Origin of the sequence: Salinibacterium sp. PAMC 21357 (assembly GCF_000247645.1) — a bacterium.
Lineage (GTDB): Bacteria > Actinomycetota > Actinomycetes > Actinomycetales > Microbacteriaceae > Rhodoglobus.
Genome location: NZ_AHWA01000006.1, coordinates 298190 through 317416, shown reverse-complemented (window position 1 = coordinate 317416; position 19227 = coordinate 298190). Strand labels below are relative to the sequence as shown.

Genomic DNA, 19227 nt, shown 5'->3' with positions numbered 1-19227 from the left:
TAGGGCATCGCGGCGCTTTGGGTTTCGCTAGCTGCAGTTCGGGCGGCAGTCGCGCTGGGACAACGCCTCGAGCATCACGTTACTGAGCTCAGTGGGGTTGTTTGCTTGGTAGGCCGTTCCGCCGGTGACTTGGGCGATTTTACGCATCGCTTCCACATCGGTGTCGGGGCCAATCCCGACGAGAACGACGGGAACGGGCTCGTCTCGGCTCGCGTCGATCATCGCGTTGAGTTCGACCACGAGTTGCTCGAGAGAAATGCCGTTGTCGTCTTCGTTGCGACCATCAGTGATCAGGATTACTGAGTTGACCTTGTCAGGGTTGAAGTCTTCGCGAACGTGCGTGACCGCGGCCAAGACCGAGTCGTTGAGTCCCGTGTAGCCGTTGATGCGCGAAGGCAATGTGTCGATGATGGCTTGCAAGTTCTGCACGTGCTCGGGGTCGTTCATGGAACGGATGCCCGCCACGTCTTCCCAGTCAGCTTCCCCCACCCGCTCTTTGGAGAAAAGCCACATGCCAAGCTCATCATCTTCCGAAAGGGTACTGAAAGCATCCTGTGCGGAGTTTTGGAACATTTCGATGCGCCGCTGACCATCCCAGGCTCTTTCGAGCATCGAACCCGAAACATCGACGACCGTAAGGATGCGCGATCGCAGGTTGAGGGCGTTCCAATTGCGCAGGATGCCGACGAGCTCGGCGGTATCCCCGACGCTCTTGGTCTCAGTAGGGGCAGCGATCACACCGGAAGCGAGGATCTCGCCTCCACCAGCGTTGTCACGAAAGCCCTCGGCGTTGAGCACCTGCGAAGAACCGCGAACGAGGTCAGCAAATTCTTCGAGCAGTCCCGTACGCGCAGTTTCGCTTTCGGTTATGGCGACCTGCTCTTCTTCGGTCATGCGCGACAGTTCAACCTCCGTCGCCTTCGAGTTCTCGACGACGACGAACGGATACGTCAGCGCAACAGTGCCCTCAGCGGGATAGAGCGCGACCAGCGGCTCGTCAGGGTTCGACGCATTGTGCTCGACAATTTCTCGCTCGGTGGCGAGCGCGACGATCCGGGAATCGGAAATTTGGAGCTCCGCGAAGGCTGCCTTCGTGGAGTCAGGGATGGATCGACCGAGGTCGGTAAGAACTTGATCGAAATCGGAGGGGTCGCTCTGCCCAGAAAGATCATTGAGGGTCGCCAGCGCGATCATGCTCGATGCGGACGACTCGGGATCGGGCAGCAGAGTGCGATAACGACCCGCGAGGATCGCGCCCCAGCCCACTTCTGCCGCTTCGAAATCCGCAACCTTCACTGCGGGGGTCGCCAGGACGAGAGGGCTCGACGCAATCGAATCCCACTCGAGAATTGTCGGTACTTCGCGCCCGAGCGCCGTTGCGGTGCTCTCCACGCGGTTGAGCCACACCGGGGAATCGGGAATCCAGGCATCTGCGCCCGTGGATGTCCCGGACGCTAAAAGGGCTGCCGTGTCGGCGGAGCGTTGGGTCACAATCTTCGCGGACAGGCACTGACCGATGTGCTCTTCGTTGAAAGCGTTCGCGACGATCTGGACAGTTGACGAGATGGTCGGATCAGCCACCACGGTCAACTCTGTCGCGTTCGGGCACCCAAAAGTTTGAGCGACGAAATCGTCAAGCTTGTTCTGTGCCGCGAGCGCCACGAGCGCACCGCCTCCAGCAAGAGACAGGGTGAGCAGGGTTGCGAGGGCGGGGGTACTTGCACGGGTGAGCCAGGATTTGAGCGTTCTGGAACGGTGGCGAGGTCGGGACACGGGAACTCCATCGATCACGGGTTCTCTTGGCGTCGGGGGAACCAAGAGTCGGCCCCCTTTCGGGGGCCTACACAATAGTGACACAATTTCGCGTCAATGAAACGGTTGTGCACAGCTACTTCTCACTTTTGCGATGAAAATTTGTCGATATCGCCAAAAATCCGCTCACGATCGGCAGCGTGCGCAATAATCATTCCCCGCTTCGCGGAGCCATTTGGGCAGGCTCCTGATGCTGCGAAGGCGCAGGGGCCCTGGCGGCCTGGCGCCAGACTCTAGAGTCGAATTTCGACAGCCACGGATTGGCCAGCAGTGCCCCGGACCTTCTGCGCGAGACGGATCGCCGTGTACTTCGCACCGTACTTTTTCTTGAGAGCAGCATCCATGGCATCCCGCGTCGCAGGGTCGTCACGGATAGCGGCGGTGGCGGGCACCGCGATGGCACCTTCGGCTATGGTGCCGCGCATATCGCACGGCGTCACGTGAACGCGCGGAGTGTGGCGGATGCGCTTCACTTTGCCCGAGGACGGTGCGGTGGTGACCAGCAGCCGATCGCCGTCGACTACAACCCACACCGGCGTTGACACCGGCTCCCCCGACTTGCGAAAGGTCGTGACGGAGACATAGGTCTCGGCAGCAAGCGCGGATACAGCAGAGGAAGTCATGACCCCATTATCCTCGGAGCACTAGGCGGTGAAATTGATGAGCTTGTGGGTACCGTCGCAGAACGGCTTGATCGCCGAAACTCCGCAACGGCAGAGCGCAACCGTATTGCGCGACTGCTCGATGGGCTCCCCGTTTGAGGCGCGAAGGTCAATCTTGCCGCGCACGAGGAGCGGCCCATTGGTGCAGGCCACAACCTCAACGTCGTCTTTGCTATCGGATGCGGTCATCGCTGCGCTCCCACGCTTGCGTCCGCTTGGTTTGCTTCGGTCGTCTCGGTTGCTTCGGTCGCTTCGGCCCCGCTGCGCTGGGCCAACACCGCCTCGAACGGGAACGGTTTGCGGAGCGACGACTCTCCGGCGGTCCAGGCAGCGAGGATGTGCTCGCCCGCCCAGTCGTCGACGAGCAAGCACGCGCGCGCCCCGAAGAAGATCTCGCTCAACAACGCCGGCTCGCTTTCGGCAAGCCCGCCCGCAAGGTCTCGGGCCGCGATTTGTTCGTGCACGGCATCCGCTTCAACATGCTCGTCAAAGTATTCGGTGACGGTCTCATCGAAACCGAGCCGGCGGAAGCCGCGAGCGTAGAGCCCGTTGGGGATTGACGATGTCATTTCGAACGCGGCCAAATGGCCCGCGATAGCTCCGCGCAGACGGCGGTTCATCCCGAACAACGAGATCATGTTAAACGATGCCAGCGTGATGGCCGGAACGAAATTGACGTAAGCGCCGTAGCGAGAGTCGAGGCCGATGCCGCGCATCGAACGCGCGAACAGTTCGGAGTGCATCCGCTCCCGTCGGCCGTTGCCGTATTCGTCGGCCTGAATCTCGACAAGCGCAGCCTTTGCACGCCCGGTGATTCGAGGAATCGCCCACGAATGCGCGTCGGCTTCTTTCAGCGTGTAGATGGAGCGCTGCACCATGAACTCAATGGCCTGTTCAGGAGTGAGGCTTCTCGCGACGTGACGCGAGAGGCTGGGCCCCGCCTCCGGATTAGGGGCAGTGAGCGCGAAGAGCGCGCGCGCGACGTCTTCTGCCGCCGCATTGGGAAGCTCAGTCGCAGGAACCAGATGACGAAGTTGCGCTTCGAAGGCGCGCTCCAGTTCAAGTCGAGCCGCGATCGTGTCGAGCTGCCATTCCCACCGGTCACCGTTGTCGATCACTCGGCCATAAGAGAGGCCGTAGAGGAGGTAAAGGGCAAGCTGCACGTCATCATCCCGGACCAAGTCGCGACCGCTCGCGACCGCTGCCGCTACTGCCGCCCCGAGGCCGTCAATCGGCTGGGGATCGGTGTGGTTCAGGAAGGCGTCGAGAAGCAGCGAGCTGATAGGGCCGCGTGCCTCAATGTCTTCGTCGTGCCAGTTTTCGTCCAGGCTTGTGGCCTGGTTCTGCACGGGAGAGCTCTCCGTGGGGTTCATTATGACCTCTCCGATCATGGCGAAGTAGTCGAACCGAGCACCCGAATTGCCCGGTCAGCTTCGTTAGTGAACTAATGGTGCCAAGCTGTTTCGGGGGCGTCAACGCAATTGCCGCGCTCTCGATTACTTCTCAGAAAGTTCACTGAAGACGCTCAAATTAGGCATTTATAGGGGCATCCCCCGTTGTATTGTGACCCGCTCCTTTACGACGAATCCACGCGCCTCTTCGCGAAGTGCTAGTTTGTTGCTCGTCCCCACGGGAGCCCACAAGCAAGGGCTGAGAGGAAGCTGACGCAGCTTCGACCGTTGAACCTACCGGGTAATGCCGGCGAAGGAAGAACGGTCTATGGCTTCACCTCAATCGCTGTCCGCTGCGAGCGACACCATCAACTCGGCGGCACCCCGCGGCTCGAAACCGCCCCTCCCAACCCGACGTGCGGTGCGCGGCGGCATCTTCGGCAACTATGTCGACCAGTTCGATATCTTCTTGCCGGTCATCGCGTTGGCTCCCGCATCCGCTCAACTCTTTGGCTCCGACAACCTTGTCGGCAACGCGGGGCTGATCTTCGTCGCGACACTGCTCGGGCGACCGATCGGGGCGGCAATCTTCGGGTCGATCTCCGACCGTATCGGGCGAACGGCCACCACCAAGGTTGCGCTGCTGGGCGTTGCGCTGACGACGCTGCTCATCGCGCTCGTCCCCGACCACACGGTGCTCGGCGGCGGCACTTTGGCGGCGATTTTGCTGTTGCGGTTTGTGGGCGGTATTTTTCTGGGCGGCGAGTACACCTCCGCCATCCCGCTCGCTATGGAGTGGTCGCGGCCCGAACGGCGCGGGCTCGTCAGCGGGCTCATCATGTGGATGTCGCCGTGGGCCAACGCCTCGATCGCGGGCCTGGTGTTTGTGTTGCAGAGCGTGCTCGATGCCGCCGCCTATACCCAGTGGGGCTGGCGCACGCTCTTCGTTCTGGGCTCGCTGCTCGCGTTCACGATGCTGTTCTACTACCGCACGCGCGTCGAGGAATCGCCGCAGTGGCAACGACCAGTGCAGCGTGCGAACCCGCTGAAAGAGATTCTGGTGGGGCGCCACCGTCGTGCGCTCTGGCAGGTGTTCATCATGATGAGCGGGCTCTGGTTGCTCACGAATATGGCGATACCGGTGCTGGCCGGGCAGCTTGGCTCCGGCGCCGGGGCGTTAGGCGCGACCGGGACTCTGGATGGTCGAACCCTGTCCTTCGCGATGATGATCGGCACCGCGGCATCCGCTCTCACTATGGCGGCGTGCGGTCATCTGTCGACGTTCACGGGGCGGCGGCGGTTCTTTCTGGGGTTCGGGGTGCTGACGGCGGTTACCGGACCACTTGCGTTCCTTGCCGTTTTCGCGGCACCGAATCTGGGGCAACTTGTGCTGGGTGTCGTTGTGCTGCAGGTAGTGACGGTGTCGGCGTACGGCCCTGTCGGCGCGTACCTTGTGGAGCGGTTTCCGACGGCCGTGCGCGCGAGCGGGTATGGGGTCGGATACAGCCTGTCGATCGTGATTCCGGCGCTCTACCCGTACTACCTGCCCGCGCTGCAGAGCGTGCTCGGCCAGCAGGGTGCAGTGGCCGCGCTGCTCGCGCTTGGCGGAGTGCTGATTGCAGCGGGTGCGTTCCTCGGGCCCGAGACGACGCGGGTTGATCTCGACGCCGGCGACTCGGAGCTCGCCTAGACCTTCGCCCGGCGCAGTGCGGAAATAAGCAAAGACCGCCCCGACGCTGGTCGTGCGAGGAGTAATACTCGCGCGACCGGCATCCGGACGGTCCAGAGTTAGTTACGGTTACTTGCTGCTCTCGGCAGCCGGAGCGGGCTCGTTCATAGCGAGGAGCACAGCGAAGCCAGCCCACAGCGTGCTGATACCCATCGCGGTGTCTTTGCCGTTCCAGATTGACGACTGCCACATGGCGAACCACTCGGAACCGACGATGATGAAACCAACGAACCAGATGAGGAACCCGAGGCCGTACGCGGCATAACCCCAGACTCTCGCCTTGTCGTACGCAGCCACGGATGCGTCGCGGAGGCGGAACAACTTCACCCCACCAATGAGGCCGAGGGTCGCAAAGACACCCTCAGCGATGATGATACCGATGTAGGCGATGTGGTGGATAACTGGGCTTTCAATAGCCCGCCACATGAGCGCGTTGCCTTCGAAGGTGGTGTCCATCGAGAGCACGTGGCGAACGAACTGAAAGTTGGAGTCATAGTCCATCAGGTTGCCCGCAAAAACGAACAGCCCGAAGGTGCCTGCTAAGAACAGGGTAAGGGCTTGAAGAAGGCGAAGAGGGTGCTTCATGAAATTTAGTCTTTCCGTGTAAAGACGAGGTCGATGCGAGGATCGACGTGTTGTTCGAACGAGATCGCCTGGACGAACTTCCAACCGTCCGCTGCGTGAGTGCGGATGATCTCCTGATAGTCCTCGGGCAGCGAGAGACCCTCTCGGCGTCGGCTCACGGGCACGCTGACAAATGTGTATTTACGCATAATTTACCTTCACAGTTCACTCACGTCCGACGGCAGATCTACGCGATCGAGGGCGCAATCTTGGCGTCGACCACGGGCATCACGTGCTTCACGAGCGCCTCCAGAATACGGGTGTTGAACTCGACCCCGAGTTGGTTGGGCACGGTAACCAGCAGAGTGTCGGCGGCCTGAACCGCTGCATCGCGCGCGAGTTCGGCGGCGATCACGTCGGGGGCCCCGATATAGGAACGCCCGAAACGGGAGCGCGAACCGTCGAGCATTCCTACTTGATCGCGCTGCTCGACTTGCCCTTGCACGCCAAAGTAGTACTCGGTCTCGTCATCAATGATGGGCAGGATGCTCCGGCTGACGGAGACGCGTGGTGCACGGTCGTGTCCGGCATTCGCCCACGCCTCACGGAACATCGAAATCTGCTCCGCTTGCAGCTCATCGAAAGGAACTCCCGTGTCTTCGATGAGGAGCGTTGAGCTCATAAGGTTCATGCCCTGCTCGGCGGTCCAGATGGCGGTGGCGCGGGTGCCGGCGCCCCACCAGATACGTTCGCTGAGCCCGGGCGCCTGCGGCTGGATTGGCTGCAGAGCGCTCGTGCCAATCATCCGCGCGTTGCCGGAGGCGAACCCTTCGCCGGCGATCGCACGACGAAACTTGTCAGTGTGGGAGCGAGCCAGGTCGGCGTCACTCTCGCCCGCTGCCGGTTCATAACCGAAAGCGCGCCATCCATCGATCACGGTCTCGGGTGAGCCTCGACTAATACCCAACTGCAGTCGCCCCGCGGCAATGAGATCTGCTTGCGCCGCGAGTTCTGCCATCGCCAGAGGGTGCTCGTAGCGCATGTCGATGACACCGGTGCCGAGCTCAATTGTGCTGGTGCGGGCAGCGGCAGCGGAGAGCAACGGCCACGGCGATGCGTGCTGGCGCGCGAAATGGTGCACACGAAAGTAAGCGCCGTCGACGCCGATCTCCTCGGCGGCAACGGCGAGCTCCACTGCCTGCAGCAGCGCGTCAGCCCCGGTGCGCGTGCGCGACCCCTCAACGTCTTGCCAGTGCCCGAAGGAGAGGAACCCAATTTTTGTCATACCGGCAAAACCGGTGAATCGTGTGCGCTATTCCCCAGCGAGAGCGCAACGCCGTCGAGGATGTCGTGCTCGCTGGTCGTGACCCACTCGAACGAGTGACCGGCTGTGGCCGCAGCATCCGCCACTCGGTGCAGCACGGTGGCCCAGATGACAGCACCGGCGGCGATCACGTCGACGCGGCCGGGGTGCATATAGGGCAGGGCGGCGCGTTCAGCGCGAGGCAGTCGGGTGAGGGCTTCGCACGAACGAAAAACCTCGGCCAGGGGCAAACGGCTTCCGCTGATCGCGACCGGGTCGTAGCTCGTGAGGCCGAGAGCGTGCGCGGTGATCGTCGTAACGGTGCCGGCGACTCCGATTACTTCGGTTGCCTGCGAGAGATCGACGGTGGCAGTAGCAACGTCGAGCGCTGCGGAGACGTCGCTACGGATGGCGGCGAGCTCAGCATCGGATGGCGGGTCGCTAACAATGGTGCGTTCGGCCAAGCGCACGCAGCCGACATCCATTGAATATGCCGCTTCGGGGATGTTGCCGCCGAGTACGAGCTCGGTTGAGCCGCCGCCGAGGTCGACGACGAGGTGCTTGGGTGCAGACCTCGTGCGCAGCGCGGTGCTGGCGTCGAGGTCGACGGCTTGTGCCGCGGAACCTGAGCCGTCGGCTGGCGCTGCAGGATCGGATGCGACGAGCGCCGTGAGTGCGCCGCGGAACGACAACTCGGCCTCTTCAGTTCCGGGAATCACTTCGACCGGAACCCCCAAAATCGCGTGCACCGCGTCGGTGAACTCGGCGCGGTTGGCGGCATCCCGAGTGGCAGACGTCGCCACGAAGCGGATGCGTTCGGCACCGTTCTCTCGGCATAGGTCGGCGTAGGCGCGCACGGCAGCGAGGGTGCGATCGAGCGCAGCCTGGCTGAACCGACCGGTGCGGTCGACGCCCTCCCCCAGCCGCACAACTTCGAGCGTGCGCACGACATCGGTCAGACCGCCGTGCCCGTCGAGGTCCGCGATGAGCAGGCGGATCGAGTTGGTTCCGCAATCGATGGCGGCGACACGGGTCATTGAGTGCTCCTGGGTGCTGTGGGGTGTGGCTAACGAACGACGACGAGGGCTTCGTTGTGCTTCAAGAAGCCTGGCTTCCACGGAGGGTCAAAGCGGGCGAAGTACACCGCGCCCAAGGGGGCAACGCAGTCACGTTTGAGGGCGGCAAGCAGGGCATCCGCGTTCTGTTGGTATTTCTCTTCGCTCGAACCGCCGCTGAAGCGCCGCGCTGCCACGCGCTGCTCGGGCACGTCGGTGGTGCGAACAGTGGCGTCGCGAGGGGCAGGAACGCTCGTCGCTCCGGCCGGCATCACGAAACTCACGGTGTACTTCTTCGTCTGGCCCGGAGCCTGAATAACCGGTGCCGTCATCGAAATGTTCGATGCACTGATGTAGCGGATGAGCGGACGAAAGCCCTGATTGCCCGCCTCAAAGAACGAACCATCGGCATCGACCTGGGCCAGAATGTGCGCCGGATAGAGCCGCACTTCGTAACCATCATGCTCAGAAATGAGGGTGTACGGCTGCTTTTCGGTCATGCCGTCACCCTACGCTTGCGGACCTTGAGCGAGCCCGAGAGTTCTCGGACTGCTAGTGGCGAAACCGCGGCCTCCTTAGACCTTCTTGACGACGCTCGACTTGAGCTGCATCTGGCCAAAACCATCAACCTTGCAGTCGATGTCGTGGTCGCCAACACCATCAACGAGGCGGATGTTGCGCACCTTCGTTCCGACCTTGATCGACGTGGGGCTGCCCTTGACCTTGAGGTCCTTGACGATGCTCACTGTGTCGCCATCGGCGAGGGGCGTGCCGAACGCATCCTTGATCACTGAAGCGTTCTGCTCGGCTTCGGCAGCGGCATCCGCTTCGCTCGGCGACCATTCGTGCGCACACATCGGGCAGACCAGCAGCGAGCCCATCTCATAGGCGAGGTCGCTTGAGCAGTTCGGGCACAGGGGTAGAGCGTCAGGCATGGGAAGCTTTCGGTTGATGCGCGCGAACTGCGGCGGCACCCAATCTACTCCTCGGCGGGTACTGCACTTCGCGTCGCCTCCGATTCAGACGTCAGCCGCGATCACACGCGGCTGCACAGGTCATCGACTGGCTCGGGGCGCAACCATGCCTGCCGGTGGTTCAACTGCGGCCCCTAGCGACTTCCGCGGCCGCAACAATATTTACGTTGTCGCTCGGGAGCGGGCCTGCATGAAGATCAATCCACACTTCGCTGTTCGACCTGTATTCATCACGCACCAAAGAGGCCGACGTCTCGAGCTAGGTGACGAGGGTCGAAGCATCGACAATCTCGCAGTCGGGGTCAGGGTCGATATCAAAGACATCGCCCGTGTTGCTCCTCGCATTTGGCGTGGAGCCGGCGGCGTTCGTGAACGCGACGACAGGGATATCCTTTTAGCTTCGATTTCAATTTTGCCTGCGTCTGGCCGCCTGATTCGGTGAACCTCAGAGCATCATGGCGATTAGGCCAAGTGCGAGTGTCATGTGACGTCTACCGATAGCGCAACCTGTCTCTAATCCGGCCCTGTATCTCAGTTCGGATAGCGGCACGTCACCGTTCCGGTGTCGGAGGTCTCTTCAACGACGAGCTCGTCGTTCCACACGATCTGACAGCTCACCGTTTTCTTTTCGCTGCCGACCGGCGCATTCAACGTGATCTCCGTGAAGGACTTTTTCGTGTCGAATCGCGCCCGACCGTCCGCCTCCCACTCCACATTCGTATTCGCCCCCACGCCATCCTCAAATGTCGCTGTGAGACCCTCTGGTCCTTGTCCACGCAGTTCGACCGAGTTCAGGCTGGATACGGCGATCACCCCGACGACGACGATCCCTATTAGTACACCGTTGACCACGAGCGCGACGCCGGACGACAAGAATGCACCGACCGCGAACCGCCGCCGGCGACCGTCAACGGACCGCCGGGAGACTACGGCTAAGACGATGCCGACAATTCCTGCCGCGATTCCGAGGACGAAAATTGGCACAGGGTTGAACGTGGACACCCCGCGGTAGACCAGCGTGAGGAAGCCACAAAGCGCCAGAGACACGATTGACACCCACATCGCGGCCGCCCGAAAACGCCGAGCACTTCGCTCCTGCGTCAAAAGAGTTTCCTCAGAATGTGGGGCGATGGGTTCATCGTTGGTCATGAGGGCCTCTCGTACGGCGACCGTAATTTTCGTTGCCCAAGCAATATATATCGAAAAAGTTAGTGTTATTCACTTTCGCACGTCTCCCGCGTGGTCTGGAGTGTATCGACGCTGCTCGCCGACGATGAACTCACCACGAAAAACCCACTAAGCAGCTCATGCCGAGAAAAACCAGAAGGGACGTAGCGGAATACCTCCAGCGGGGCTCACGTTGCAGTGTGAGGCTGTGAAATCTCTTGTCCTCAGCAACCGAAAGGCTCACCCTGTGACCATGCTTCGCGATCGTCTCGCCGCTACCGACTCCCCCATCCTTGATGTGCTCGCCGAGCGGTGGAGCCCCCGCCACTTCGACGCCACCGCACCTCTTGATGAGGTGGCGCTGCAGAACGCTCTCGAAGCTGCTCGCTGGGCGCCCTCGGCTTACAACAGCCAGCCTTGGCGTGTAGTCGTCGCCCGTCGTGGCACCGCTCAGCACGACGCCATCGTTTCCACCCTCAGCGGCTTCAACCAGTCGTGGGCCGGATCCGCGTCAGCGCTCCTCGTCTTCCTCACGGAACACCACAACGCCGAAGGCAAAGCGCAGCCGACCGCCGCGTACGACACCGGCCAGGCCGTTGCCTACTTCACCATCCAGGCGCAAAGCCACGGACTTTTCAGCCACCAAATGTCAGGATTCGCCCCGGATGCCGCGGCCGCAGCCCTCGAGATCGACGGCCGCTTCACGCCCACCACGGTCATGGCCGTTGGCGCACTGGGCGACCCCGCCGAAATGACGGATGCCATCCGCGAGCGCGAAACCGCACCCCGTGCACGACGCGCCGCTGCCGAATCGGTGCTCGTCAACGCCTAACGTCCAGCGCGCTACTCGCGGCCGTCTTCGAGCGGGATGAGCATCGTGCGGAATTCGCCTGCTGCGGCATGAATGTCCCAGATGCGAGAAGCAACGTCGTCGATGCCATTGGGCAGCTGAAGCTTGGGAATGCCGCCCGGGATGACGAGCTGACGGATGCGGATCCCCTCCCCTTCGAGCGCTTCGTACAGCATCTCGCCGTAGGCACTCTCGGCGGGGAACGCGAGTGACGTTCCGGCGAAGCCGGCGCGCGACTTCACCGAGGTGCCGCCGTTGATCAGGATGATGCTGCCGTGGCCAGTCTCACGCATCGCGGGCAGCACTGCACGCACGGTGTGGATGAGCCCGAGCGCTGAGAACTGCAGCGCTTCGAGTGCCAGTTCGGGAGTCAGGTCGAGCACCGGCTTCAGGTAATCGCGCGAGGGAAGCGGGCTGTATTGCACGGCGGTGATCGGCCCGAGCTCTGTCGCGGCATTGGTGAGAGCGGCCTCCAGGTGAGCGGGCTCGCGCACGTCGGCGGCAAAACCGCGGGCAGTCACGCCATCCGCTTCGAGCTCAGCGGCGAGCGCATCGAGCTTCGACTGATCCCGCGAGATGAGGGCGACGGCGAAGCCTTCGCGTCCGAACCTGCGGGCGACTGCCGCGCCGAGTCCGGGGCCTGCTCCGATGACGGTGATGACGGGCATGAGGTTCCTTCGATCGAAGTGTTCGGCGGGCCGTGCTGCGTGAAAAGCCTAGCGGCGTTTTTGGAGACTGATCCGAACCCGTCGATCGAGATCGTCACCGGTAGCGGCTGGCGAGTCGTTCGGGCGACTCCATGAAGTTTTGGCGCGGACTAGCCCTTTGGTCAAGCGAGGAACAGGTCTCTCACTCGAAGCGTCTGCGAGTACGTCGCGAACGGATAGAGAATAACAGCGTCAATCTGCTGGAGTTCAGCGGGAAGCGCCTCGATAACGTCGGCGACGACACCTTGGAGAGTTGCTGCGACAACGACGGCAAAATCTGCGAGATGACCGGTGTCGAGTTGGGCATCACGTTCGAGCACACCAAGGCTGTCGGGCCCGATGCTGCCGATAGTGGCCGCGTTGTTGATGCTGAATGCGAGCTTGACCTCGTCGAACGCCCGGTAGTCGCCTGCACGAACCGTCGAAGGAAGCTCAAAGGGGAGCGACGAGTTGAGGTCGTAAAACGGTGACAGAACCGTGGCGCCCGGCAGGTGGCTGAGGGAGTAGTTCTTGGTGTGCCCATCGTTGTGACCGATCATCCAGGAGAATACGAGGCATTCAGCGAAGCGCCGTTTGGCAGCCCGTGCATCTCCAGAAGCCAGCTCGCGGTCGAAGAGGGTGAAGAGGTCTCGGTAGCTGGGGCCGCCATCCCGTTCGTACTTGTTCAAGAAGGAGGTGCCTGTGGCTTGGGCGAGGTCCTCTTGATGGATGCGGCGGTACCGGTCGCCTTCCTGGAGTCGGTCGAAACGTTCCACGATGAGAACATGTTCACTCTCAAACACTCCGACCTCCGCAGTTGCCACGGTCAGACCGTACTGGCGAGCTACCTGCAGAGTGATGTGTTCAGTCACGTCTGATCCGGGAAGGGCGTGCACGCCCGGCTTGAATATGTGCGTGGAGGGGTGCTGTCCGGTGGGCTCGTACCACTGACCATCGCGGTGCGCGAGTGCGAACTTGCCTTGTGCTCCGCCGAGGGAGAACCCCTCTTCGACGCTTCGCTGCTGGAGCCAGTCTGAGTCATCTGCCCGGATCTGACGGATGCGTGCAGCAATCGCTTCGTCAGTAATCGGAATCAGATCAGAGCCGGTGCGCCGCGCGGTGCCGGTCGGGTAGAACTCCAGCGCCCCGGCCACATCGGCGCCGTAGACCGCGAGGAGGTCGAACGCGCTGTCGCTGGAGAGCTTCGCATCCCGTGCCCACTTTGTGCGGACGTCTGGGCGGTCGGGAAGCAGGTTCTCGAGGAATCGCCGGGTGGTGGTACCCGACGCGGCGCCGGCCACCACCGGAAGTTGAACAGAGATCGGAACCGGCTGATCGCTGGCGATGTAGCCGGGCAGATACCTCAGAGTGAGGTTGTCTCCCTGTCGTGTGATCGTCGCGACGTGCTCGTCGTAGAGATAGACGTCCAGTGAGTTGCTCATCGTTCGCCGCGGTAGTCGATCTCGGGGAGCGCCGCGGCAGGCTTGTCGCGGGTCGCGTGACTTGCCGGGCGACCAGCTTCGATCGTTGAGCGCAGCAAAGCACGACTCGCTTCGTCACTGATGTGGCCGAGTGATTTCTGCAGTGGAGCGGTCAAGTTGGCGGTGGCGAGAGTTTTCACAAGGGAGTCTCTCGCCAATGCTGTTACCGCTTCGGGCGATGGCTGAAGCTGGCGAAGCGCTGCCCGAGTGAAAGCGGTGGCGTCGTTATCTTGGGTGAAGGCATCGATCGCGTTCTCGGTGAAGTCGATGCCGTCGTTGGCTGGTCGAGCGCCGGAGCCAGCTTCCTCGACCGGTGTTCCGTCGAGGCGAATGCCGAGGTGGTCAAGAATGAGGATGAGAGTGTCGAACGAGACACCACCGTGCCCTCGCTCGATACGCGCAAGAGACTGCCTCGTGATTCCGGCGGCATCGGCCACGGTCTGCTGGGTGTGCCCCTGAGCTTGACGACGTCTCTTGACGAGGCGGGCAAGATCCGCGGGCTTACTGATCTTCATGGGCGCCTCCTCGTTGTGTCACATATTTCGTACATTTGGATGATGTTCCATAAATCTACCATCGGCGAAACGTTAAATAAAGACAACATCCATGAGATGTGCGAAAAAAATAACATTAGCCCGGTAAAGAACCGGAGCGAGCGGCACATTGAAGTCCATCCGCCCCTCCTCTTCTGAGCGCACCGAAAAGGCGATCTCAGCGCAACCTCCACCGGCGCGGAATCGCCACCGCGACCAGCACCGGCTCCGTGCAACGACGATAGGATTGCCGGAGCCCAACGAAGGAGACTTATGTGCCGCGTGCTCGCCTACCTCGGTCCTGAGACACCACTGGAGAACCTGCTACTCAAGCCAGAGAACAGCCTGATCAACCAGGCACTCGACCCCGAACGACACCCCGAGCTGCAGTTGGCCGGATGGGGATTCGGGATCTGGGGCGAGCACCTATTGAAGCCCGAAGAGCCCTTCATCTACCGCCGCCCCATGGCGGCCTTTTACGACGACAACGCCACCCGGATGATCCCCAGCCTCCAGGCCAGCACGATGTTGGCGCATGTGCGAGCCGCGGCGTACGACTCGAAGGTTGTGATGGTCGACGAGAACTGCCACCCATTCTCCTTCGAGGAGACCCCGTGGATCGTCGCCCAAAACGGCTACCTGCCCAACTGGCAGCTTCTGCAGCGCGAGCTGCTGCAGCACTGCGAGGATCGGTATCTCACACAGATGCGCGGGAACACGGACACCGAGTTCATCTACGTGCTACTCCTCTCGCTGCTCGAGGGTGACAGCAACGAGGACGTCCAACGAGCGATCGAGAAGCTCATCGAGCTGATCGCCCAAGCGATGAAGAAGCTCGACCTCGGCGCTCTGACCAAGCTGAAGATGGCCCTCGTGGCGGACGGCCGCATCATCGGTATCAACGTCGGCCTCGGCCACCACGGTGAGACCAACCCCGCTGGCGACTGGAAGGAGCTGCGAAAGTCAGCCCCCGACAGCGATGACTTCGCGCTCTCGATGCTCCTCGAACCGATGCACCTGTTGATGGGGCGCAACTTCGACGACGACGCAACGACCTACGACTTTGAAGAGTGCAGCGAGGATGACGCGACCGGTGTCATCTTCGCCTCCGAGCCCTTAACCGAGGGTGACGACTGGTCGCAGCTCAAGTTCGGCGAGATCGTCTTTCTCGAAAAAGACGGTGAGCGCATCACCAAAACCATCAACACGCTGAAGGTCTGAGCGCGCTAGGTGTTCTTCTCACGAAGGTTCTGATCAGCCCGGTGTGCCGGAAGACGAACACACTACGCCCGGATCAGAAAGCCCTTAGTTGTTGAAGCGGAACTCCACGACGTCGCCATCCTGCATGACGTATTCCTTGCCCTCAACGCGAGCCTTGCCCTTGGAGCGAGCCTCCGCGATGGAGCCGGTCTCGACGAGGTCGTCGAAGCCGATGACCTCAGCCTTGATAAAACCCTTTTCGAAGTCAGTGTGAATAACGCCGGCAGCCTGAGGAGCCTTGGCACCCTTCGGGATCGTCCAGGCGCGAGTCTCTTTCGGACCAGCCGTGAGGTACGTCTGCAGACCGAGAGTGTCGAAGCCGATGCGGGCGAGCTGGTCGAGACCGCTCTCTTCTTGACCGGTGCTCGCGAGAAGCTCGGCGGCATCCTCGTCGTCGAGGTCGATGAGTTCGGCCTCCAACTTTGCGTCGAGGAAGATGGCCTTCGCGGGGGCAACCAAGGCTGCCAATTCGGCAAGCTTGTCGGTGCTACCCAGCACCGCTTCATCCACGTTGAAAACGTAAATGAACGGCTTGGACGTGAGCAGCCCCAGTTCGCTGATCAGTTCGAGCTCAATCTTCGTCGCTGCCGACAACGGCTTGCCCTCATTGAGGAACGCCTGCGCCGCGAGCGCGGCCTCGAGAACGGCGGGCTCAACGCGCTTGGTCTTGAGTTCCTTCTCATACCGAGCAACAGCCTTTTCGAGCGTCTGCAGGTCGGCGAGGATCAGCTCGGTGTTGATGGTCTCCATGTCGGATGCCGCATCAACCTTGCCGTCGACGTGAATAACATCCGGGTCGCTAAAGCCGCGCACGACCTGAGCGATGGCGTCAGCCTCGCGGATGTTCGCCAAGAACTTGTTGCCCAGGCCTTCGCCCTCGCTGGCGCCCTGCACAATGCCGGCGATATCAACAAAGGAGACGGGAGCAGGCAGAATGCGCTCACTGCTGAAGATGCCGGCCAGCACCTTGAGGCGCGGGTCGGGCAGGTTAACGATGCCCACGTTGGGTTCGATGGTCGCGAACGGATAGTTCGCGGCGAGCACCGAATTCTTGGTCAGAGCGTTAAAGAGGGTGGACTTGCCGACATTCGGGAGTCCAACGATTGCAATAGTGAGAGCCACGGGAGTCAATCCTACCGGCGATGGCGGCCCCGAGGAACGGGACCGCCATCGCGAGGGTAAAGCAGGCTAGTTGTTAGCCGTTGTTCTGCGGGAAGCCGAGGTTGATTCCACCGTGGCTGGGGTCGAGCCAGCGGCTGGTGACAGCCTTCTGACGCGTGAAGAAACGGATGGCGTCGGGGCCATACGCCTTCGTGTCACCGAATGCCGAGTTCTTCCAACCGCCGAACGAGAAGTAAGCAACCGGAACGGGGATCGGCACGTTGATGCCGACCATGCCGACCTCAACTTCACGCTGGAAGCGACGAGCCGCTCCCCCGTCATTGGTGAAGATGGCGGTGCCGTTTCCGTACTGCGAGGAGTTGATGAGCGCGAGGCCCTCTTCGTAGCTCGCGACGCGAATCACGCTGAGCACTGGTCCGAAGATCTCGTCTTTGTAGACATCTGAGTCGGTCGAAACATTGTCGATCAGCGTCGGGCCAAGCCAGAAACCGTTCGCATCACCATCAATCTCGATGCCGCGTCCGTCAACCGCGATCGTTGCGCCGTCGGTCTCAGCGAGGCCGATGTAGCTCTCGACCTTGTCGCGGTGCTGCTTCGTGATGAGCGGGCCCATGTCGCAATTGCGGGTTCCGTCGCCAACAGTGAGGCCGGCCATCCGCTCGCTGATCTTGGCGATGAGCTCGTCGGTGACGGGCTCAACAGCAACGATGACGGAGATCGCCATGCAACGCTCGCCGGCAGAACCGAAACCGGCGTTGACGGCAGAGTCAGCAACGAGATCGAGGTCAGCATCGGGAAGCACCAGCATGTGGTTCTTGGCTCCACCAAGAGCCTGAACGCGCTTGCCATGGTGAGCAGCAGTTTCGTAGATGTACTTAGCAATCGGGGTGGAGCCAACAAAGGAAATGCTGGCAACATCGGGATGCTCGAGCAGAGTGTCGACGGCAACCTTGTCACCGTGCACAACGTTGAAGACGCCATCCGGAAGGCCGGCTTCGGTGAAGAGTTCAGCCATCCAGAGCGACGACGATGGGTCTTTCTCGCTGGGCTTCAACACAACAGTGTTACCCGCGGCGACAGCCATCGGGAAGAACCACATCGGCACCATGGCCGGGAAGTTGAACGGGCTAATGATCGCGGTAACGCCGAGGGGCTGCTGCAACGAATAGACGTCAACACCCGTCGACACGTTTTCGCTGTACTCGCCCTTGCTGAGCTGGGCGATGCCACAGGCGTAGTCGAGAACTTCGAGGCCACGAGCGATCTCGCCAGCAGCATCCGACAGCACCTTGCCGTGCTCAGCCGTGATGATCGCGGCAAGCTCATCCTTGCGAGCGTTGAACAGCTCGCGGAAAGCAAACATGACCGCAGTGCGCTTGGCGATCGACGTGTTGCCCCAGGCGGGGAAGGCAGCCTTAGCTGCGGCAACACCAGTGTTGACATCAGCAACGGATGCGAGAGGTACAGTGCGAGCGACAGCGCCGGTTGCGGGGTTGAAGACATCGCCACGGTTGGGCGAGTCGCCCTCGGTAGCGGAGCCGTTGATCCAGTGCGGAATCGTGGAGTACATGGGCCTACTTTCGATCGGAGGTGTGCCCAGTCTGCTGCCGAAGCGATCTGCAATCAAGACCTATTCATGCACGGACAATCTGCGAAAACGCACACGACACCGTGCAGGGCTATTCGAGCGGCAGCAACTCCGACGCGCGCCGTGCAACTTCACGATGCAAAGCCGCCCGCACTAATTGAACAGCCTCGACATCCGCAGCCTCTTTGCGCACCGACAGGGCGAACTCCAAGCGAAAACTCACCTCGTCGGGCAGCACCGCGACAAGGCCCAACTCAGGCTCAGCCATGAACGCGTGCAGCAGCCCGATGCCGGCTCCGCGACGGGTGGCCTCGAGCTGCGCAAACACACTCGTCGAACCAAAACCGACGCGCATGCCGCCGAGCACCGGGGCCAGGTCGAGTTCGCGAACCGTGAGCAGCGCATCCACGTAGAAGACGAGCGGATGGGTGTCGAGATCGGCAACCGAATGGATCGGCGGATGCGTTGCCACATAGTCAGGCGAGGCATACAAGCGGAGCGCGTAGGCCGCGAGTGGCTCGGAAGCGAGACGTGAGGTCGCCGCCGAGCCGATCGTGATTGCCAGGTCGAAGCCGGCGCCACGCAAACTCAGCGGACGGGTGGAGGTGACCAGTTCGACCGTGATGGCCGGATGCTCCGCCTGCACTGCGGCGAGCGCTGCAGTAACAAAGGTGGCCCCGAATCCATCGGGCGCGACGATTCGCACGGTGCCGCGCACTTCGTCGGCGCCGCCGCTAGTCGCTCCGACCACGTTCTCGACGATATTTTCGAGGCCAGCAGCACGGGTGGCGACTTCGCGGCCGATGGCGGTGAGCTCCCAGCCGTCAGCGCCACGGTCGAGAAGGCGTACTCCGAGGGCGGCTTCGAGCCGGTCAATACGGCGGCGCACGGTGGTGTGGTCGACGCCGAGCAGTGTCGCTGCTGACACCATTCGGCCGGCGCGGGCGACAGCGATCAGGTACCGCAAGTCGTCGGTGCTCACATCGAGCGGATGCACGGAATCGCTGGCCATTAACCCAGCCTAGAGCCGGCTGGCCGTCGCCCTTCCCC

General features: G+C 61.9%; 20 protein-coding genes. 3 read left to right on the top strand and 17 right to left on the bottom strand.

The window, feature by feature from the left end; translation table 11 throughout:
- Nucleotides 1-27 precede the first annotated feature (27 nt).
- The 4 genes from ON14_RS14115 to ON14_RS14100 all read right to left on the bottom strand — a co-directional run bounded on the left by ON14_RS14115 (nucleotide 28) and on the right by ON14_RS14100 (nucleotide 3847).
- Nucleotides 28-1773, bottom strand: coding sequence for a VWA domain-containing protein (locus ON14_RS14115; protein WP_202800970.1), 1746 nt, complete (start codon nucleotides 1771-1773; stop codon nucleotides 28-30).
- Between the two features lie 272 nt (nucleotides 1774-2045).
- Nucleotides 2046-2435, bottom strand: coding sequence for a PPOX class F420-dependent oxidoreductase (locus tag ON14_RS14110; protein WP_010206056.1), 390 nt, complete (start codon nucleotides 2433-2435; stop codon nucleotides 2046-2048).
- Between the two features lie 21 nt (nucleotides 2436-2456).
- Nucleotides 2457-2663 (bottom strand): CDGSH iron-sulfur domain-containing protein, encoded by a 207-nt coding sequence (locus tag ON14_RS14105; protein ID WP_010206055.1) that lies wholly within the window; start codon nucleotides 2661-2663, stop codon nucleotides 2457-2459.
- Nucleotides 2660-3847 (bottom strand): iron-containing redox enzyme family protein, encoded by a 1188-nt coding sequence (locus ON14_RS14100; RefSeq protein ID WP_010206054.1) that lies wholly within the window; start codon nucleotides 3845-3847, stop codon nucleotides 2660-2662. Before ON14_RS14100 ends, ON14_RS14105 begins: the two co-directional genes overlap by 4 nt.
- A gap of 346 nt (nucleotides 3848-4193) precedes the next feature.
- Between ON14_RS14100 and ON14_RS14095 the strand changes: the two genes are divergently transcribed.
- Nucleotides 4194-5555: an MFS transporter gene (locus ON14_RS14095; protein WP_010206053.1), complete on the top strand. Its 1362-nt coding sequence runs from the start codon at nucleotides 4194-4196 to the stop codon at nucleotides 5553-5555.
- Nucleotides 5556-5663: 108 nt separating this feature from the next.
- On the opposite strand, the gene ON14_RS14090 is transcribed toward ON14_RS14095, so the two are convergent.
- From ON14_RS14090 to ON14_RS14055, 7 genes are all read right to left on the bottom strand, one after another.
- A complete protein-coding gene (locus ON14_RS14090; protein ID WP_010206052.1) occupies nucleotides 5664-6179 on the bottom strand; it encodes a DUF2165 family protein in 516 nt (171 codons plus the stop codon).
- A 5-nt stretch (nucleotides 6180-6184) separates the two neighbouring features.
- Nucleotides 6185-6367: a DUF4177 domain-containing protein gene (locus tag ON14_RS14085; RefSeq protein ID WP_010206051.1), complete on the bottom strand. Its 183-nt coding sequence runs from the start codon at nucleotides 6365-6367 to the stop codon at nucleotides 6185-6187.
- A gap of 38 nt (nucleotides 6368-6405) precedes the next feature.
- Nucleotides 6406-7443, bottom strand: a complete 1038-nt coding sequence (locus tag ON14_RS14080; protein ID WP_010206048.1) for an LLM class flavin-dependent oxidoreductase — start codon at nucleotides 7441-7443, stop codon at nucleotides 6406-6408.
- Entirely contained in the window at nucleotides 7440-8498 is a 1059-nt protein-coding gene (locus ON14_RS14075; protein ID WP_010206046.1) for a Ppx/GppA phosphatase family protein, read from the bottom strand. The genes ON14_RS14080 and ON14_RS14075 overlap by 4 nt, the downstream gene beginning before the upstream one ends.
- A 29-nt stretch (nucleotides 8499-8527) precedes the next feature.
- Nucleotides 8528-9016, bottom strand: a complete 489-nt coding sequence (locus tag ON14_RS14070) for an SOUL family heme-binding protein (protein WP_010206045.1) — start codon at nucleotides 9014-9016, stop codon at nucleotides 8528-8530.
- A gap of 75 nt (nucleotides 9017-9091) precedes the next feature.
- A complete protein-coding gene (locus ON14_RS14065; RefSeq protein WP_026037755.1) occupies nucleotides 9092-9451 on the bottom strand; it encodes a zinc ribbon domain-containing protein YjdM in 360 nt (119 codons plus the stop codon).
- 570 nt (nucleotides 9452-10021) lie between these two features.
- Nucleotides 10022-10639, bottom strand: coding sequence for a hypothetical protein (locus ON14_RS14055; protein WP_010206041.1), 618 nt, complete (start codon nucleotides 10637-10639; stop codon nucleotides 10022-10024).
- A gap of 271 nt (nucleotides 10640-10910) precedes the next feature.
- Between ON14_RS14055 and ON14_RS14050 the strand changes: the two genes are divergently transcribed.
- Nucleotides 10911-11489, top strand: a complete 579-nt coding sequence (locus ON14_RS14050) for a nitroreductase family protein (RefSeq protein WP_039743084.1) — start codon at nucleotides 10911-10913, stop codon at nucleotides 11487-11489.
- A gap of 11 nt (nucleotides 11490-11500) precedes the next feature.
- Here the strand turns inward: ON14_RS14050 and ON14_RS14045 are convergent, their stop codons facing one another.
- From ON14_RS14045 to ON14_RS15315, 3 genes are all read right to left on the bottom strand, one after another.
- Nucleotides 11501-12175 carry an SDR family NAD(P)-dependent oxidoreductase gene (locus tag ON14_RS14045; RefSeq protein WP_010206037.1) on the bottom strand — a complete coding sequence of 225 codons (675 nt, stop codon included), beginning with the start codon at nucleotides 12173-12175 and terminating at the stop codon, nucleotides 11501-11503.
- Nucleotides 12176-12336: 161 nt separating this feature from the next.
- Nucleotides 12337-13635: a HipA domain-containing protein gene (locus ON14_RS14040; protein ID WP_010206034.1), complete on the bottom strand. Its 1299-nt coding sequence runs from the start codon at nucleotides 13633-13635 to the stop codon at nucleotides 12337-12339.
- Entirely contained in the window at nucleotides 13632-14189 is a 558-nt protein-coding gene (locus ON14_RS15315) for a helix-turn-helix domain-containing protein (protein ID WP_010206033.1), read from the bottom strand. Before ON14_RS15315 ends, ON14_RS14040 begins: the two co-directional genes overlap by 4 nt.
- Before the next feature lie 291 nt (nucleotides 14190-14480).
- Between ON14_RS15315 and ON14_RS14030 the strand changes: the two genes are divergently transcribed.
- Nucleotides 14481-15428, top strand: a complete 948-nt coding sequence (locus tag ON14_RS14030) for a class II glutamine amidotransferase (protein ID WP_010206032.1) — start codon at nucleotides 14481-14483, stop codon at nucleotides 15426-15428.
- Nucleotides 15429-15512: 84 nt separating this feature from the next.
- Here the strand turns inward: ON14_RS14030 and ychF are convergent, their stop codons facing one another.
- From ychF to ON14_RS14015, 3 genes are all read right to left on the bottom strand, one after another.
- Nucleotides 15513-16589, bottom strand: a complete 1077-nt coding sequence (gene ychF, locus ON14_RS14025; RefSeq protein WP_010206025.1) for a redox-regulated ATPase YchF — start codon at nucleotides 16587-16589, stop codon at nucleotides 15513-15515.
- Between the two features lie 73 nt (nucleotides 16590-16662).
- Complete coding sequence (locus tag ON14_RS14020) at nucleotides 16663-18159, bottom strand: CoA-acylating methylmalonate-semialdehyde dehydrogenase (RefSeq protein ID WP_010206023.1); 1497 nt, start codon at nucleotides 18157-18159, stop codon at nucleotides 16663-16665.
- A 109-nt stretch (nucleotides 18160-18268) separates the two neighbouring features.
- Nucleotides 18269-19189 carry a LysR family transcriptional regulator gene (locus tag ON14_RS14015; protein ID WP_010206021.1) on the bottom strand — a complete coding sequence of 307 codons (921 nt, stop codon included), beginning with the start codon at nucleotides 19187-19189 and terminating at the stop codon, nucleotides 18269-18271.
- Nucleotides 19190-19227: the final 38 nt, after the last annotated feature.

Bases quoted from the DNA above. Each gene is read 5' to 3' on its own strand.
- ON14_RS14110 (WP_010206056.1), bottom strand. From the start codon at position 2,435: ATGACTTCCTCTGCTGTATCCGCGCTTGCTGCCGAGACCTATGTCTCC.
- ON14_RS14105 (WP_010206055.1), bottom strand. From the start codon at position 2,663: ATGACCGCATCCGATAGCAAAGACGACGTTGAGGTTGTGGCCTGCACC.
- ON14_RS14100 (WP_010206054.1), bottom strand. From the start codon at position 3,847: ATGAACCCCACGGAGAGCTCTCCCGTGCAGAACCAGGCCACAAGCCTG.
- ON14_RS14095 (WP_010206053.1), top strand. From the start codon at position 4,194: ATGGCTTCACCTCAATCGCTGTCCGCTGCGAGCGACACCATCAACTCG.
- ON14_RS14090 (WP_010206052.1), bottom strand. From the start codon at position 6,179: ATGAAGCACCCTCTTCGCCTTCTTCAAGCCCTTACCCTGTTCTTAGCA.
- ON14_RS14085 (WP_010206051.1), bottom strand. From the start codon at position 6,367: ATGCGTAAATACACATTTGTCAGCGTGCCCGTGAGCCGACGCCGAGAG.
- ON14_RS14080 (WP_010206048.1), bottom strand. From the start codon at position 7,443: ATGACAAAAATTGGGTTCCTCTCCTTCGGGCACTGGCAAGACGTTGAG.
- ON14_RS14075 (WP_010206046.1), bottom strand. From the start codon at position 8,498: ATGACCCGTGTCGCCGCCATCGATTGCGGAACCAACTCGATCCGCCTG.
- ON14_RS14070 (WP_010206045.1), bottom strand. From the start codon at position 9,016: ATGACCGAAAAGCAGCCGTACACCCTCATTTCTGAGCATGATGGTTAC.
- ON14_RS14065 (WP_026037755.1), bottom strand. From the start codon at position 9,451: ATGCCTGACGCTCTACCCCTGTGCCCGAACTGCTCAAGCGACCTCGCC.
- ON14_RS14055 (WP_010206041.1), bottom strand. From the start codon at position 10,639: ATGACCAACGATGAACCCATCGCCCCACATTCTGAGGAAACTCTTTTG.
- ON14_RS14050 (WP_039743084.1), top strand. From the start codon at position 10,911: ATGCTTCGCGATCGTCTCGCCGCTACCGACTCCCCCATCCTTGATGTG.
- ON14_RS14045 (WP_010206037.1), bottom strand. From the start codon at position 12,175: ATGCCCGTCATCACCGTCATCGGAGCAGGCCCCGGACTCGGCGCGGCA.
- ON14_RS14040 (WP_010206034.1), bottom strand. From the start codon at position 13,635: ATGAGCAACTCACTGGACGTCTATCTCTACGACGAGCACGTCGCGACG.
- ON14_RS15315 (WP_010206033.1), bottom strand. From the start codon at position 14,189: ATGAAGATCAGTAAGCCCGCGGATCTTGCCCGCCTCGTCAAGAGACGT.
- ON14_RS14030 (WP_010206032.1), top strand. From the start codon at position 14,481: ATGTGCCGCGTGCTCGCCTACCTCGGTCCTGAGACACCACTGGAGAAC.
- ON14_RS14020 (WP_010206023.1), bottom strand. From the start codon at position 18,159: ATGTACTCCACGATTCCGCACTGGATCAACGGCTCCGCTACCGAGGGC.
- ON14_RS14015 (WP_010206021.1), bottom strand. From the start codon at position 19,189: ATGGCCAGCGATTCCGTGCATCCGCTCGATGTGAGCACCGACGACTTG.